The 15,723-nt window shown below is 71.9% G+C and carries 11 protein-coding genes; 3 read left to right on the top strand and 8 right to left on the bottom strand.

The features are described from left to right. Positions 1 to 11 precede the first annotated feature (11 nt). The 5 genes from GE115_RS11475 to GE115_RS18890 are packed head-to-tail and all read right to left on the bottom strand — an operon-like array spanning position 12 to position 6,832. Positions 12 to 2,234: an alpha-N-acetylglucosaminidase TIM-barrel domain-containing protein gene (locus tag GE115_RS11475; RefSeq protein ID WP_153684936.1), complete on the bottom strand. Its 2,223-nt coding sequence runs from the start codon at positions 2,232 to 2,234 to the stop codon at positions 12 to 14. Then, positions 2,231 to 3,625 (bottom strand): Gfo/Idh/MocA family protein, encoded by a 1,395-nt coding sequence (locus GE115_RS11470; RefSeq protein WP_312855099.1) that lies wholly within the window; start codon positions 3,623 to 3,625, stop codon positions 2,231 to 2,233. The genes GE115_RS11475 and GE115_RS11470 overlap by 4 nt, the downstream gene beginning before the upstream one ends. After that, entirely contained in the window at positions 3,622 to 4,491 is an 870-nt protein-coding gene (locus GE115_RS11465) for a carbohydrate ABC transporter permease (RefSeq protein ID WP_153684935.1), read from the bottom strand. Before GE115_RS11465 ends, GE115_RS11470 begins: the two co-directional genes overlap by 4 nt. Then, positions 4,488 to 5,450 (bottom strand): carbohydrate ABC transporter permease, encoded by a 963-nt coding sequence (locus GE115_RS18895; protein ID WP_312855098.1) that lies wholly within the window; start codon positions 5,448 to 5,450, stop codon positions 4,488 to 4,490. The genes GE115_RS11465 and GE115_RS18895 overlap by 4 nt, the downstream gene beginning before the upstream one ends. Beyond that, on the bottom strand, positions 5,447 to 6,832 hold the full coding sequence (locus GE115_RS18890; RefSeq protein WP_153684933.1) for an ABC transporter substrate-binding protein: 1,386 nt from the start codon (positions 6,830 to 6,832) through the stop codon (positions 5,447 to 5,449). Before GE115_RS18890 ends, GE115_RS18895 begins: the two co-directional genes overlap by 4 nt. A gap of 171 nt (positions 6,833 to 7,003) precedes the next feature. Between GE115_RS18890 and GE115_RS11450 the strand changes: the two genes are divergently transcribed. Further along, on the top strand, positions 7,004 to 7,987 hold the full coding sequence (locus GE115_RS11450; RefSeq protein WP_172979866.1) for an Lrp/AsnC family transcriptional regulator: 984 nt from the start codon (positions 7,004 to 7,006) through the stop codon (positions 7,985 to 7,987). Here the strand turns inward: GE115_RS11450 and GE115_RS11445 are convergent. Further along, positions 7,984 to 10,185 carry an outer membrane protein assembly factor BamB family protein gene (locus tag GE115_RS11445; protein WP_172979864.1) on the bottom strand — a complete coding sequence of 734 codons (2,202 nt, stop codon included), beginning with the start codon at positions 10,183 to 10,185 and terminating at the stop codon, positions 7,984 to 7,986. The genes GE115_RS11450 and GE115_RS11445 overlap by 4 nt on opposite strands. A 355-nt stretch (positions 10,186 to 10,540) precedes the next feature. Here GE115_RS11445 and GE115_RS11440 point away from each other — a divergent pair, with 355 nt between their 5' ends. Next, complete coding sequence (locus GE115_RS11440; RefSeq protein ID WP_153684930.1) at positions 10,541 to 11,836, top strand: alkaline phosphatase family protein; 1,296 nt, start codon at positions 10,541 to 10,543, stop codon at positions 11,834 to 11,836. Positions 11,837 to 11,898: 62 nt separating this feature from the next. Here the strand turns inward: GE115_RS11440 and GE115_RS11435 are convergent, their stop codons facing one another. Then, positions 11,899 to 13,347: a glyceraldehyde-3-phosphate dehydrogenase gene (locus GE115_RS11435; RefSeq protein WP_153685059.1), complete on the bottom strand. Its 1,449-nt coding sequence runs from the start codon at positions 13,345 to 13,347 to the stop codon at positions 11,899 to 11,901. A gap of 212 nt (positions 13,348 to 13,559) precedes the next feature. Then, a complete protein-coding gene (locus GE115_RS11430) occupies positions 13,560 to 13,862 on the bottom strand; it encodes a hypothetical protein (RefSeq protein ID WP_312855096.1) in 303 nt (100 codons plus the stop codon). Between the two features lie 153 nt (positions 13,863 to 14,015). Here GE115_RS11430 and GE115_RS11425 point away from each other — a divergent pair, with 153 nt between their 5' ends. Beyond that, positions 14,016 to 15,677, top strand: coding sequence for a thiamine pyrophosphate-binding protein (locus GE115_RS11425; protein WP_153684928.1), 1,662 nt, complete (start codon positions 14,016 to 14,018; stop codon positions 15,675 to 15,677). Positions 15,678 to 15,723 lie beyond the last annotated feature (46 nt).

Genomic DNA, 15,723 nt, shown 5'->3' with positions numbered 1-15,723 from the left:
CTAGATCCCGATCAGCGCCCCAGGCCGGTCAGGATCTCGAGCGCGGCCTCCACGGGATCGCGGCGGGTCGCGTCGGCGGGCTGCGGCCCGGCGGCGTGGGCCGTGTCGGCATTCCGGTCGGATGCCTCGCCGCCCGAGGCATCCGCCCCGTTCCGCCAGCCCTCCTCGATCGCGACGATTCGCGCGCGCAGCGTCGCGACGTCGGGGTCCGCGCCACGGGATGCCGCGTCGGCCAGCCATTCGCCCCAGGCCTGCCACCGAGGCAGGTAGAGCCCGCGGACGAGCCCGGCCCAGTGCCGCCCCGAGTAGTCGTGGAGGCCGCTCGTCTGGTGCCCCCAGACCGAGACGAGGCTGCGGGCGTCGCGCTCCATGACTGCGGCCTCGTCGAGCGTCTCGGCCCAGGCGCGAGCCGCGTCGAGCCAGGTCGTCACGCGCGACGCGGGCATCGTGGCGGCGAGCTCGTCGAGCGCCAGCAGATCGGCCAGCAGCCGGTCCAGGTGCTCGCGCACGCCGGCGGCCTCGCCCTCGGCGGACGCGGCGAGGATGCCCCTGATGTGCCTGCGCGTCTGCTGGGCGAGCACGTGTCCGGTGAGTTCGACGACGTCGTGCTCGAGCACTCGTCGCATCGGCACCCGGTCGGCGATCGCGGCGAGCTCCCGCACGGCTCGGGCGATGCGGGGCAGGTCGCCGAGCACCGCGGGGTCGTTCTCGGCGTCGACGTTGGCCGACATGCGCACCGGCTCGGGCAATGCCTCGCCGGCGAGGCGCTGCGCGGCGAACGGCGCGGAGGCATCCCACGGGCGGGCGATCACGGGCGACGGGATGGAGCGCGTGCGACCGGGCGCGTAGAGGGTCTCGGCGAGGAGGCGCCAGGCCCGGCGCGCGTGCTCGTCGTCCAGGCCGTAGCGCTGCACGGCGAAGTCGTCGACCCAGGCGCGCGGCTCGATCGGGCCCCACACGAGGTCGGTGGCCGCCTCGTAGTACACGGTGTTGTTCTCGATCGCCTCAGGCGCGAGGCCGATGCCCTCGAGCCGCTCGGGACGTTCCGCGATGAGCTCGCCGACGTCGCGAGCGAGCCCGTCGAGGTCGCCGAACAGGGCGAACCGGCCGCCGAAGTTGTGCACGGCGGTCCAGAGCCACCGTCGCCCATGCATGCCGCCCCGCCACATCGGCGCGTGCTCGCCCCACAGGTCGATCAGCAGCAGGGACTCGAACGGCACCTCCGACAGGTAGGCGGCGATGCGCTCGGGCGTCCAGAACGCGCGGTGGTAGTGGAACGGCCAGCCCTGCAGCAGCCACGTGGCGTCCGGGGCGACGGCGGCGATCGCGCGATGCACGCCACCGCCGGCCGCGGCGAGCGCGGCGAGGTCGCCCGACGGCGGCAGGGACTCGATGTAGGGGTCGACCGCGTAGACGGGGCGGGGTCCGGGATCGCCGAGGAGCTCGCGCTGCACGCCGACGAAGGTGCGGACGAGTTCCGCGTAGGCCGGCGACGACGGCTCGAGGGCGGGCGTGCGCCAGCCCTGCCACTCGATCTCGGGGGCTTCCGGCCCGGCGAGGCTGCGCGGCACGTGCCCGCCGGTGAGCGGCAGGACCGGGGTCATGCCGAGCTCGCGGGCGCGGGCCAGGATCCGGCGTGCGAGATCCACCCGGCGCTCGCCCCAGCTCGCCGGCAAGGGCCCGCCGAAGTCGTGCATGCCGCCCATCGACATCCAGGGCACGTGCGGTGCGCCGCCCACCCAGGCGCGGGCCTCCGACCCGGGCACGTCCGAGCGGCGAAGGGTCTCCTCGAGCACGACCTCGTAGGCGGTGAGCACGAGCGGGTGGGTGACGCCGTGCAGCGCCATCCAGTCGAGCTCGCGCTCCCAGCGCTCCCACGGCCAGTACGGCGTCGAGTAGCCGTGGGTGACGACGTTCAGGTGGTAGCGGATCGCGAACGGCGTGCCGATCGGCGTGGGCGGGGCATCCGGCCAGCTCTCGAACGGCGGCTCGAGTCGCGGCGACTCCCACGTGATGCGGCGGCCGTTCGCGTGCAGGTACCGGGCGTACGCGCTCGCGGCGGCGACCGCGTCGGTGCCGCGGAGCGTGAGCCGGCCACCGGATGCCTCGAAGCCCCCGGCCGCGGCCTCGCCGGACGCAGCCTCCGTATGCTCGACCCGCACGCGCGCGGCGTCGCCGCCGGTGCGCGCGACGACGCCGAGCACGGCTTCGGCGAATCCCGGGGTTCCGGTCACGCGTCGGCCTCGGTGACGGCGTGGGCCGGGTGCGGGACATCCAGGCCGTCGACCCACTCGGCGAAGTCGACGCGACTGCCGGTCAGCCGGGACTCCTCGGCGGCGAACGCCATGAGGTGGCTGTCGAGTGCGGTGGCGAACGACAGTTCGCCGGTGCCGACCGTGCCGCGGCCGAGCGCGGCGACGAACTCGGCCATGAGTCCGGCGTCGCCGCCGGCGTGGCCGGCGTGGTCGCCGAGGTCCTCGCTCGGCATGGCCACTCGGATGCGGTGGCGAGCGTGCCCCATGGGCGGCTTCGCGGACTCCTCGTGCTCGGCGATCGGCAGGCCCTCGGGCAGCCTCGCGAGCGGCGAGAACAGGTCGACGACGAGCTCGCCGCTCTCCATGTGGCCCGTGAGCTGGCCCTCCGAGCCCGTGATCGCGACGTTGCGCGTGTTCTCGGCCGTGAATGCGGATGCGGTGAGCGTCGCCGTGAGCCCGCCCGGGAAGGCGATCGCGGTCTGCTGGTGGTCGGCGACGTCGTTGTCGCTGCGGTACACGCAGCGGCCGTAATCGCCCGTCCGCAGCGATTCGAGGCGCCCGGCGATCGACGTGTCGTCGCCGAGCAGATGCACGGGATGCCCGTGCACGTCGGCGAGCGCGTCGACGTAGTAGCGCGGCGCGAAGAACGGGCACCGGTCGGCCGCCGGGCACCCGTCGAGGCAGAACTCGGGCGCGCCCTTGGGCGCGTTCTCGGGCCGGAACCACGAGAGCTCGCCGATGCTGTAGATCGTCTCGGGCGCGCTGCCCGCGATCCATCGGATGAGGTCGAGGTCGTGCGAGGTCTTCGCGAGCACCATCGCGCTCGACAGGTCGGTCCGGCGCCAGTTGCCCCGCACGTACGAGTGGGCGAAGTGCCAGAACCCGATGTTCTCGCGCACCTCGATCGTCATCAGCCGGCCGATCGCGCCGGAGTCGACGATGCGCTTGACCGTTCGCCAGAACGGCGTGAAGCGCAGCACGTGGCCGATGGCCAGCCGCGCGGCGACCTTCCCGGCGTGGGTCGCGAGCCGTTCGAGCTCGGCGAGCGTCGGCGCGGCGGGCTTCTCGAGGAGGAACGGCACGCCGTGGTCCGCCACGGAGATGGCGACGTCGACGTGCAGCGCGTCGGGCACGGCGATGACCACGCCGTCGATCGCGAGGTCGCCGAGGTCGGCGACGAGCTCCGTCCAGTCGCCGTACTCCGCCGCTCCTCCGGCCGCCTGCGCCAGCGCGCCGCGGCGCACGGGGTCGACGTCGGCGACCGCGACGACGCGCGCCTCGTCGGGGTGCTCGATCGCCCAGCGCCCGTAGGCGTCGCGGCCGCGGCCGCCCGCTCCGATGATCGCGATGCGTTGCATGGTGGTGCTCACTTCTCCGCTCCCGCGGTGAGGCCGTCGACGAGGTAGCGCTGGGCGAGGAAGAACAGCAGGATCACCGGGATGGTGATCGCGATCGATCCGGCCAGCAGCACGGTCACCGGCACGTTGAAGTCGGCCAACTGGGCGATGCCGAGCGGCGCCGTCCACAGCGACCGGTCCTGGACGAGGAACAGCAGGGCGTAGAAGTACTCGTTCCAGGCGATCATGAACACGTAGATGGCCGTCGCGACCACGCCCGGCAGCGCGATCGGCAGCACGACACTCCGCAGCATCCGCGGCAGGGACGCGCCGTCGATGATGGCCGCCTCCTCGACGCTCTCGGGGAGCGCGAGGAAGTAGTTGCGCATCATGTAGATGGCGACCGGAACGGTCGCGGCGACGTACACGAAGAAGAGGCCGACGAGCGAGCCGGTGAGCCCCGCCCTCGCGAGCAGTACGAAGAGGGGCACGGAGAGCACGATGCCCGGGAACAGGTAGATGCCGAGGATGATCCCGTTCACCATGCCGCGGCCCCGGTACCGCAGCCGCGCCGCGGCGTACGCGCCGAGGATCGACACGACGATCGAGAGCACGACCGTGCCGAGCGCGACGAGCAGCGAGTTCAGCACGAATCGGCCGAGGCCGAACCCGCCCTGCGACTCGTCGAGCATCGCGCTGGTGTAGCCCGAGAAGTCCAGTTCGCCGAGGGCCGGCCAGACGTCGAGCGGGTTCTGCACGACGGCCGAGTACGGGCGGAGGGAGAGCAGGAACCCGTACAGAACGGGGCCGATCGCGATCACGAGCGCGACGGCGATCAGCACGAACCGGCCGACCTGCGCGGCGGGTCGGGGGGCGAGCGGGGAGCGCCTGCGGGTCATTCGACGTCCACCTTCCGGCGAGAGGCGGCCACGTACACCGCGAGCAGGGCGACGAGCACGACGGACATGAGCAGGCCGTAGGCGGCCGCGCTGCCGATGTCGGCTCGCGTGACGAGTTCGGTGTACACCTTGAGCGCCATCACCTGGGTGCCGCCGGCCCCCTCGGTGAGCAGGTAGATCTCGTTGAAGCTCTGGAAGGTCCAGATGAATCGCAGGAGGCACAGCAGCAGGATCACGCCCATGAGCTGCGGCATCACGATCCTCGTCGTGATCTGGAAGCCGTTGGCGCCGTCGAGGGCTGCGGCCTCCTCGATGCTCGGCGTCACGCCCTGCAGGCGCGCGGTGATGAACAGGAAGGACAGCGGCGCCGAGGTCCAGATCTCGAACAGCACGACGACCAGCAGCGACAGCGGGATGGGAACACCCCACACCTCGGTCGTCGTGGTGTTGAGGAACCCGACCGCCGACTCCCACCCGAGGAACTCGCGGCCGAACGCGTTGACGATGCCGTACTGCGGGTTGAGCATCGTCTGCCAGATGGTGACGGCGGCGATGATCGGCAGGACGTAGGGCACGAGCAGCAGCGCCCGGACGATGCCCCGGCCCCGGAACGGGCGACGCAGCGCCAGCGCGAGCACGAGCCCGACACCCACCGAGCCCACCATGGTCAGGGTCGAGTAGAGCAGCGTGGTGCCGAGCGCCTGCCAGAACGACGGGTTCGCGAGCGCCCGCCGGAAGTTGTCGAGCGTCCAGTCGATGGGCTCCGTGCCGAGGCGCGGGATGTCGACGAGCCGGATCTCGCTGAACGCGAAGACGATGACGAGCAGGAGCGGCAGGATCGAGGCGAGTAGGACGACGACGAGCGTCGGCGCGGTGAGGATGAGTCCGTTGCGGTTGTCCCGCCGGGAGCGGGTGGTGTGCCGCTCCCGGCGGGACGTGCGGTGGCTTGCGGTCGTCACAGGCCGGCCTGGACCTCCTCGACGGCCTGCTTCATCGAAGCGGTCACGTCGGCGGGGCTGGTGCCGTTGTAGAGCTGTTCGATCTGCCCGGCGAGGATGCCCTGGCTGGAGACGAGACCCGCGAGCTCGGCGTCGTCGCTGCCCATGCCCCAGAGGTACACGGCGTTGATGCCGTCGGCCATGCCCGAGACGAACTCGTCGCCGTACAGTTCGGCTGAGGTCTTCTCGTGCGCCGGGCCGATGCCCAGTTCACCCCAGGCGTCGAGGAACTCGCTCGGGTTGTCCGCCGTGCCGTTGCGCAGCGGAATCCGGCCCTCGGTCGCGGAGGCGAGGGTGTCGACGTAGCCGGTGCCGAGCACGTACTCGATGTACTGCTGGGCGGCCTCGACGTTGGCCCCGGTGGGGATGCCGTAGCTGAGGACCGCGCCGTACTGGGCGGGGTCGTCCTCGTTCAGGACGGTCACGAACTCGGTGTTGTCGGAGAGGAAGGTCGGCGAACTCGCGCACTCGGGGCACGTGGCCGGGTTCGCGGGGTCGAGCCCTGCGAGCTCATCGAGGATGTGCGTGGAGAAGAGCAGCATCGCGGCGTCGCCGTTCATGTAGGCGGCCCGAGCGCTCGTCACGTCGAAGTCGCCCGCGACGGACGAGTTGCGCAGCTCGAGGAAGTGCTCGGCCGCCTCGGTGCACTCGTCGGAGTCGATCGTGACCTCGCCGTCGGTGACGAGCTCGCAGCCGGCGCTCTGGAAGATGGACTGGATGCCCTCGGTGGCCGACGCGGTGCCGGCCTGCGTGCCGAAGGCGAGGCCCGTGATGCCGAGCTTCTCCTTGACCGTCGTGGCGGCCTCCGCGAGGTCGGCCACGCTCGCCGGGACGTCGACGCCGGCCTGCTCGAGCAGGTCGGCGCGATACGCGATGACGTGCGTCCAGCCATCGCTCGGGACCGCCGCGACCTGGCCCTCGAGCGTGACGGCCTCGAGCGCCCGCTCATTGAACGTGTCGGTGCCGAGCGCGTCGACGGTGGCGGCCGCGGCCTCGGTGTCGAGCAGGCCCTGCGAGTTCCAGGCGCCCGTCTGGGACGACGCGTGCAGGATCACGTCGGGGACGTCGCCTGACGCCGCGCCGGTCACCAGCGCCTGGTCCTGGTCGGCTCCGGCCATGGGCACGACCTCGACCTCGATGCCGGTCTCCTCCGTGAACGCGGCGGCGACGGCCTCCTGCGCCGCGAGGCGCTCCGGCGTGGTCTGGGGCGTCCAGAACGTGACCGACTGACCCGCCGCGTCGGTCTCCCGCGGCTCCGACTCGGCGGTGCAGCCGGCGAGCAGGGCGATGGCGGCGACCGCCGCGATGGATGCCGCGATGCGCGGCCTGGGCAGATGAGCCATGTTCGTCACTCCTCATTGTCGTGCGCGATGCGCCGTCTTCGGCCGGGTGGGATGCGACCACCTCGCGGTCCTGCGATCCTGCCTCCGGTCGAGTGGGATCGACGGCAGGCTAGGGTGGATTGCAAGAAACATGCCGAGATGAACGCTCAATTGAATGCAAGGCAACAGATCATGGACGATTTGGACCGGCGCATCGTCGGCGCCCTGCTCGCGAGCCCGCGAGCGAGCAACGCGCAGATCAGCGAGGTCGTCTTCACCTCGGAGGCGACCGTCTCCCGCCGGGTGGCGCGCCTGATCGCCCAGGGCACCGTGCGCGTGATCGGCGTGCTCGACGGCGAGGCCACCCGGCGCACGCGATCGCTGTTCGTGCGCCTGCGTTGCCGCCCGGGTGCCGCGCACCGCTCGGCTGAGCGGCTCGCGGCGTGGCCCGAGTGCGGGTCGGTCAAGCTCCTGACCGGCAGCGTCGAATGCGTCGCCGAGATCAACTACACCTCCAACGAGCACCTGCTCGCGATCACCCTCGAGCAGCTTCCGGCACTCGACGGCGTCCTCGCGGTGTGGAGCAATCAGGTGATCCGCCGGTTCGCGACGCCGCACAGCTGGCTCCCCGCCCTGCTGCCCGATGAGCTCGTCGAGCAGCTGCGGGCGCAGCGGCTCGATCCCTGGCACGACCCGCTGCCCGACCGCCCTGCCACGACCGATGCGCTCGACGAGCGCATCGCCGCGGCGCTCGCCCAGGACGGACGACTCGGGTGGCAGCGGCTGGCCGAACTCTGCGACGCCAGCCCGGTGACGGTTCGGCGCCATGCGGAGAGCCTCATGCTCTCGGGCGCGCTGCGGATGCGGACCGTGGTGGAGCCCGAGCGCATCGGGCTGCCGGTCAGCGCGTTCGTCTCCCTCAACGTGAATCCCACGCAGCTCGGCCGTGCCGGCGAGCTCATCGCGGAGCATCCGTCGGTGCTCATGATCTCGGCCACGACCGGCGACCGGAACCTCTGCGGCGAGGTCGCGCTGGAGTCGGATGCCGCGCTGTACGCGTTCATCTCCGACACGATCGGCGGCCTGCCCGGACTCCAGCACGCCGATGTCGCCGTGGCGTTGCAGTCCGTCAAGCGCGCCGGGCGCATCGTCGCCGCCGCGGCCCCCGCGACCTAGATGCGGATGCCGCGCAGCACGCCGTCCTGCGCGGCGACGACGAGCGTGTCGCCGACGATCACGGGTCGCGAGAAGGTGTTCGCCGTGAAGAGCTGACGCACGACCGTCACGGCGCCGCTCGCCGCGTCGAGACGGACCACGAGCCCGCCCGTGCCCACCAGCCAGAGCGCACCGGTCCGCTCGTCCCGCACCGGACCGGTGTTCACGAGCCGCGGCACGGCCTGCGAGCTCCACCGCTTGGCGCCGGTGGCCGGGTCGACGAGCTCGACCAGCCCCCACTCGGTCGCAAGGAGGAGGTTCGACTCGTCGAGCACGAGGCCCGGCGCGAGCAGGTACCCGCCTGCGAGCCGCCACAGCTCGGCACCGGTCGCCGGGGCGACCGCGATGGCGTCGGTCACCGTGCTGAACAGCACGGCCCCGGTCGGCAGCACCTGCGTCCAGTCGTCCCACGGGCCGTAGATGAGCTGCCGATAGGTATCGACGCGGGTGTTCGTGAGGATCGACCAGAGGTGCGCGCCGGTCGCGACGTCGTAGGCATGCCCGCGCCCGTCACCGCCGCCCGCATAGATGCGCTGGCCGTCGCACGCGGGCCGGCCGGCCGACTGGATCGGCACCTCGGACCGCCACAGGATCGCGCCCGTGGCATCCAGGTTGTGCAGTCGATTCCCCGCCGTGACCACGATGCGGTCCGCTCCGCCGAGGTCGAACACGGCCGGGGTCGACATGACCGGTCGGCCGAGATCGACGCTCCACCTCACGTGCCCGTCCCGAGCGTCGAGTGCCGTGAGCGTGTGGTCGGCGCTCGGTACGTAGACGGTGCGCCCGTCGGTGGAGAACGCGGCCCCGCGGTGGACCGGTCCGAGGTCTGCGGTCCATGCGGGCCGAGGACGGCCCGGTTCGTCGGCGCGGACGCCGACGACGCGGCCCGAGGTCGAACCGGCCACGACGGTGCCGCCCGCCTCCGCGAGGGCTCCCTGCAGTTGGCCGCCGACGGAGATCTCCCAGTCACCGGCATGCGAGCGCGCGGGATGCCGCTCGAACGTCGCGGTCTCGTACCGGGCGGCGCCCGACTCGTCGAAGGCCCGCACCTGGACGCGATGCGTGCCCGCGGCGAGCGCCGCGGCGTCGAGCGTGCCATGCCACGACCTGCCTCGCGGCTCGAGCGCCGTCCAGGCGCCCGCGTTCGCGGTGCCGAACAGCCCCTGCGGGTAGACCTGCGCCTCCGCGCGCACGGCGGCGGCGCCCGGGCGCGCCGTCACCTCGAGCGCGTCGCGCACCGAGTTCGCCTTCGGGTCGAGTTCGCCGAGGTCCTCACCCGGTGCGACGTCGAGGGGAACCTCGGCGAGCGGGTCGACGACGACGGGATCGGCGTCGGTCGCGCCGAGCGTGACCTGCTCGACCACGAGCACCCGCCCCGTCGCATCCCGCCGCTCGGTGACGCGCAGGTAGAAGGGGCCGAGCCGGCTCGAGATGGCGGCCACCTGCGTCAGCCCGTTGAACCGAGTGATCTCGTTGCGGTGGATGTGCCCGGCGAAGATGCCGCGAACGGGGAACGGGTCGATCGTGCGCAGGAACTCGTCGGCGTCGTTGACGTAGAAGTTCCGGTCGCCGAGCGGGAAGTGCAGGAACATGATCGTCGGCGCGTCGCCGGCTGCGGCGAGGTCGTCGCGGATCCACGCGAGATCGTCGGAGAAGAGCCCGGGCTCCTGCAGCGCCTGGGTGGGGTCGAGGGCGATGAAGTGCACCCCGCCCACGTCGAAGCTGTAGCTTGTCGGCCCGAACCAGCGCTCGTAGCGTTCGCGCGCGGTGATGTCCCACCGGATCTCGTGGTTGCCCGGGACGTGGCGGATGCGGTCCCACAGGGCCGCCGGGATGAGCGACCGATACGTCTCGAAGTCGGACTCGCGTCCGGCGTCGGTGATGTCGCCGCAGTGCAGCACGAAGTCAGGATCCTCCGCCTCGACGGCGGCGAACACCCGGGCGAGGTTTTCGAGCCGTGCGGTCTCCTCGAGGTTGGCGTGCGTGTCGGTGAACACGGCGAACCGCAGCGGCGCCGTCTCGTCGGCGCGGGCAGCGCCGACGGCTGCCCCGGGCCAGGGCCCCCAGCCTGCGCCGACCGCCCCGAGGCTGACGCCGAGAGCCCCGACGGTCAGGAATCCCCGCCTCGTCATGCCGGCCGCGGTCTCAGCTCCACTCATTCCGTGCGTCATCCTCGCGTTCCCTCCACCTCGTCGTGTCGTCTGCACCAGACGTCCTGCCTGCCTGCACCCAATCGGGGCCGTGCTCCCTCGGCCAAGGTCGCGCCGTCGATCTGCGAGGGATCGACACCGCGAACGGCGCTTCGCGCAAGAAACCGCCAGTCCGCGGTGACGCATTCCGTCAACCGCGTCGAGTGGATGTGCGGTTCCTTGCAGGCGGACGACTGCCGCTTGCCGGGCACGGCGGGCAACCGGGAGCGTCGGTCACGTCCGGCCGATCGGCCGTTCGCACCGTCCATCGCTCGTCCGCAGAGTTCGTTCACAGATATGCAGAGCTCGTCCACAGATAGGAGCAATGTTGCGCAGTTCGACCCGATCCAGATCCATTGCCGCGCTGTTCTCGGCCGGTGCCGTCGCCGCGTTCGGCTGCTTCGGCGCCACCGCCGCGAGCGCCACCGCGTCCCCGTCCCATCCCGCCGACCACGTGGTGCTCCTCGCACTCGACGGATTCGACATCGACTACCTCGGCCGCGCGCCGATGCCGAACCTCGAGCACCTGCTGAAGCGCGGGAGCGTCACCACCTCGACCGGAGTGATGACCTCCATCACCAACCCCTCGTGGGCTTCGATCGCGACGGGAGCGTGGCCCGAGCACCACCTCAACACCTCCTCCTGGTTCGACGAAGCCGCCGGTATCGCACGCGGGTCCAGCCGGGACATCGCGGTCCCCACCATCGCGGAGGCCATTCGCGATCAGGGCGGCACGGTGGCGTCCGCGCAGTGGTTCATCGTGCAAGACCACGGCACGAGCTACGGCGACCCCGGGGGCCTGTACACGCAGCCCGGCGGCACGTGCGAGCGACGCGTCGACGACGGCGTCGCGGTGCTGACCGGTAAACCGGTGCTGAGCCGGGGCGTGGAGGTCACCGTGCCGAAGATCCCCGACCTGACGGCGGTGTACTGCGACACGCTCGACGCGATCGGGCATGACGGCGGCGCCGAGGATGCCCGCATTCCCGGGGCGCTGGAGATGATCGACGCCCAGATCGGCCGCCTCGTGCAGGCTGCGAAGGACGCCGGGGTCTACGGTCGGACCACGTTCGTGATCACCGGCGACCACGGCATGACCTCGTTCACGAACGGGTTCAGCGCAGAGGTGCTCGCGGCGATCGCGGCCACCGGATACCAGCCGGAGATCCTCTCGGCGAACCAGGCGCCCGCCGCCGGGACCGACGTGGTGCTGACGCTGGGCGGCGTGGCCGACGTGCACCTCATCGGTGATGCCGCGAACGATCCGGATGCGGCGGCGCGCATCACGGCCGCGGTCGAGGGTCTGCCGTACATCCGGGCCGTCTACGACAAGCACGACCAGCGCGCGATGCACATGAGCCCGAAGCACGGCGAGCTCCTCATCGAGCCCGCGCCCGGCTGGTCCTGGTCCACGCCCTCGGATGGGATCTCCGGGCGCCACGGCTCGACCACGGAGATGGAGGTACCGCTGATCCTCGCCGGCGCCGGGGTCCGCCCGAACGCGCAGCCGGCCGACCCGCGCCACATCGACGTCGCGCCGACGATCGCGGCACTGCTCGGCTACGACGCCCCCGCGGGCGCCCAGGGGCGGGTGCTCAGCGAGGCGATCAGGGTGCGCTGACCGGGCGCCGCCCCATCACCGGATGCCGCGGGACGGCCTCGGCTCGCGGCATCCGCCTCGTCTCAGCCTGCGACCGGCGACCCGACCGGTTCGACGCGTACCCGCTCGATCGCGACCGGCTCGCGCTCGGGCAGCACCACGGGGTGGGTGCCGGCCATCGCCTCGATGACGCGCACGACCTGGCACGAGTACCCGTACTCGTTGTCGTACCAGACGTAGAGCACCACGTCGGTGTCGTCGGCGATGGTCGCGAGCCCGTCGACGATGCCGGCGCGGTTCGAGCCGACGAAGTCGGTCGAGACGACCTCGGGCGACTCGATGTAGTCGACCTGCTGGCGCAGCGGCGACGTGAGGGAGACCTGCCGCAGGTACCGGTTGAGCGCCTCCTTCGACGTCGGACGCTCGAGCTGGAGGTTCAGGATCGCGAGCGAGACATCCGGCGTGGGAACGCGGATGGCGCTCCCGGTGAGCCGTCCGGCGAGCTGCGGGAGCGCCTTGGCGACCGCCTTCGCGGCGCCCGTCTCGGCGATCACCATGTTCAGCACCGCCGAGCGGCCGCGGCGGTCGCCCTTGTGGAAGTTGTCGATCAGGTTCTGGTCGTTCGTGAACGAGTGCACCGTCTCAACGTGCCCGCGGACGACGCCGTACGCCTCGTCGATCGCGCCGAGCACGGGCGTGATCGCGTTGGTGGTGCAGCTCGCGGCCGAGAGGATGCGGTCATCGGGCGAGATCGCGTCGTGGTTGACGCCGTGCACGATGTTCTTGATGGCACCCTTGCCGGGCGCGGTCAGGAGCACCCTGGCGACCCCGGTCGAGCGCAGGTGCTGGGCGAGCCCCTCCTCGTCGCGCCAGCGGCCGGTGTTGTCGACGACGATCGCGTCGTGGATGCCGTACGCCGTGTAGTCGATCGAAGCCGGGTCGTCGGAGTAGATCACCTGGATGAGCGTGCCGTTCGCGAGGATCGTGTCGTGCTCCTCGTCGACCTCGATGGTGCCCTGGAAGGGTCCGTGCACCGAGTCGCGGCGCAGCAGGCTCGCACGCTTCTGCAGGTCGTTCTCGCCGCCGCGGCGCACGACGACCGCGCGCAGCCGCAGGCCCTGGCCGCCGCCCGTGTGCGCGATCAGGATGCGGGCGAGGAGCCGCCCGATGCGGCCGAAGCCGTAGAGCACGACGTCGGTTCCCTCGCCCGCGGGCTCAGCGCCCTCGACGAGCACGGGTGCGAGCTCGCTGCGCAGGAACGCGACGAGATCGGATGCCCCGCCGGCCGCGACCTGCTCCGTGTGGCGCTGCACGAGCCGGGCGAGGTCGATCGAAGCGGGAGCCGGCGCGACCTCGCGCAGCGCCTCGAGCATGCGGATCGTGTCGGCGGGGTCGAGTTCGACGTCGCCGGCCTGGCGCGCGAAGCGGTGCGCCTTCAGGAGGTCGACGGGTGAGCGGTTGATCAGCCGCCGGCCGTGGATCGAGGTCACCACCCCGTGGTCGCGGTACAGGCCGCCGATGAGCGGGATCATCCGCTCGGCCAGTTCCTCTCGGGCGATCCAGTCGCTGCGACGGGCGATGAACTCGTGACTCACGGGGGTCCTCTCCGGCCGAGCCGCCGGGTGGGCAGCGTCGACCACAACTCGAATCCGGGGGATGCCTCGATCCTATGAGGACGCGGCCGGGAGCCGGCTGTACAGCACGGCGTGCAGCCGCGGCAGCGCCCGCCGCAGCGGCAGAGCGGTTACGCCTCCGCGTCGTCCACGAAGCCGATGACCGACTTCGCGACCCGCTGCGGCACGCCGTCGAACGCCGAGGCGCGGGCATCCGACGCCATGTAGGCCTGTTCGAGCGCGAGGAACGCGTCGCGGTCGCCTTCGGCGCTGACCGCCCAGATGAACTCGTTGGATTCGGGCACGCCGTAGGCGAACTCGATCGCGAACCCGGCCTCGGGCCGCACGCGCGGCATCCACTGCTTCCACCACGCCATGAAGGCGTCGTACTCCCCGTCGACGAGCGTGTACCGGCGCAGCTGAATCGTCTTCACCCTCCGATCCTGCCGCATGCGCGCCTATACTCGTCACGTCCAGGCGCATCCGCTGCGCCGGTGCTCGAAAAATGGGCACGAAGCGTCGCCGACGACGGCGTCGGCCGCGAGACACATACGGAATCCATCCGTCCCGTCTCGAAAGGCTTCGCCATGCCCACCGTCTCCGCACACGTCGCCCGCACGCTCGCCACCCACCTCGACTACGTCTTCGGCGTGATGGGCAACGGCAACGCGTATTTCCTCGATGCCATCGAACGCGAGACGGATGCCACGTTCACCGCCGTGCGGCACGAGGCGGGCGGCGTGGTCGCGGCCGACGCCCACTATCGCGCGTCGAACCGCATCGCCGCGGCGACCGCGACCTACGGCGCGGGCTTCACCAACACCCTGACGGCGCTCGCCGAGGCCGCGCAGGCGCGCGTGCCGCTCGTGCTGGTCGTCGGCGACGAGCCGACGTCGGGGCCTCGACCCTGGGATGTCGACCAGATCGCGCTCGCCTCCGCGGTCGGCGCCCGCACGTACACGGTCGGGCGAACGGATGCCGCGGCCACGACCGCGATCGCCGTCGAGCACGCGCTCGCGTACCGGGTGCCCGCCGTGCTCGCCATCCCCTACGACGTCGCGTCGCTCGAGGCGGGCGAGGTGCCGGCGACACCCGGGCTCCGCCTGCCCGCGCCGCTGTCTCCGGCCGGGCCGTTCGCGGCGGGTGCGATCGCCGAGATCGCGCAGGCCCTCGCGGCCGCGAGCCGGCCGCTCCTGCTTGCGGGCCGGGGCGCGTGGCTCACCGGCGCGGGCGCGGCACTCGGCGAGCTCGCGGATGCCACGGGCGCGGTCACGGCCTCGACCGCGCTCGGCCGCGGCGTCTTTCCCGACGGGCGGTACGACCTCGGGGTGACCGGCGGTTTCGGCGCCGAGGGTGCGATGGCGCTCGTGCGCGAGGCTGACGTCGCCGTGGTCTTCGGCGCGTCACTGAACCAGTTCACGATGCGCTTCGGCGAGTTGTTCGCACCGGGCACGCGCGTGTTCCAGGTCGACACGGCGCCCGCGGCGACGCATCCCCACGTCGGCGGGTTCGTGCGCGGCGATGCGGCCCTCGTCGCCGATGCCCTCGTCGAGGAGCTCGACGCCATCGGGGCCGAACCCTCGGGATGGCGCGAGCAGGTCGACCTCGCGGCGCTGCGCGCCCAGCCGGCGCCCGATCGCATCGACGGGTTGGCCGACGACGAGTTGCTCGACCCGCGCGCGGTCGCGGCCCGCATCGGCGACCTGCTGCCCGAGGACCGCGTCGTCGTCTCCGACGGCGGGCACTTCATCGGCTGGGCGAACATGTACTGGCCCGTCGCGTCGCCCGACAGGATGATCATGGTCGGCACGGCGTACCAGTCGATCGGACTCGGGTTCCCGAGCGTGCCCGGCGCCGCGGCCGCGCGACCCGAGTCGACGATCGTGCTGACGACGGGCGACGGGGGCGGGCTCATGGCCCTCGCCGATCTCGAGTCCGCGGTGCGGACCGCGGGCGGGCGGGGCGTCGCCGTGGTGTGGAACGACGCCGCCTACGGCGCGGAGGTGCACGTCTACGGCCGGAAGGGCATCGCCGAGGAGCCCATGCGCATCCCCGTGACCGACTTCGCCGCGCTCGCGACGGCCGTGGGCGGCGAGGGCGTGGTCGTGCGCGAGCTCGACGACCTCGAACGGCTCGCCGAGTGGACGCGCGAGCCCGAGGCATCCCGCCGGTTCCTGCTGCTCGACTGCCGCATCTCGTCGACCGTCGTCGCCCCGTACCAGCACGAGATCATCAACGTGAACCGCTGACCCCACCTGTTCCGCTCCCACCCACCCACTCACCACCACCCACTGC

It is taken from the genome of Agromyces agglutinans (assembly GCF_009647605.1).
GTDB lineage: Bacteria > Actinomycetota > Actinomycetes > Actinomycetales > Microbacteriaceae > Agromyces > Agromyces agglutinans.
This window is presented reverse-complemented; position numbering and strand designations above follow the sequence as displayed.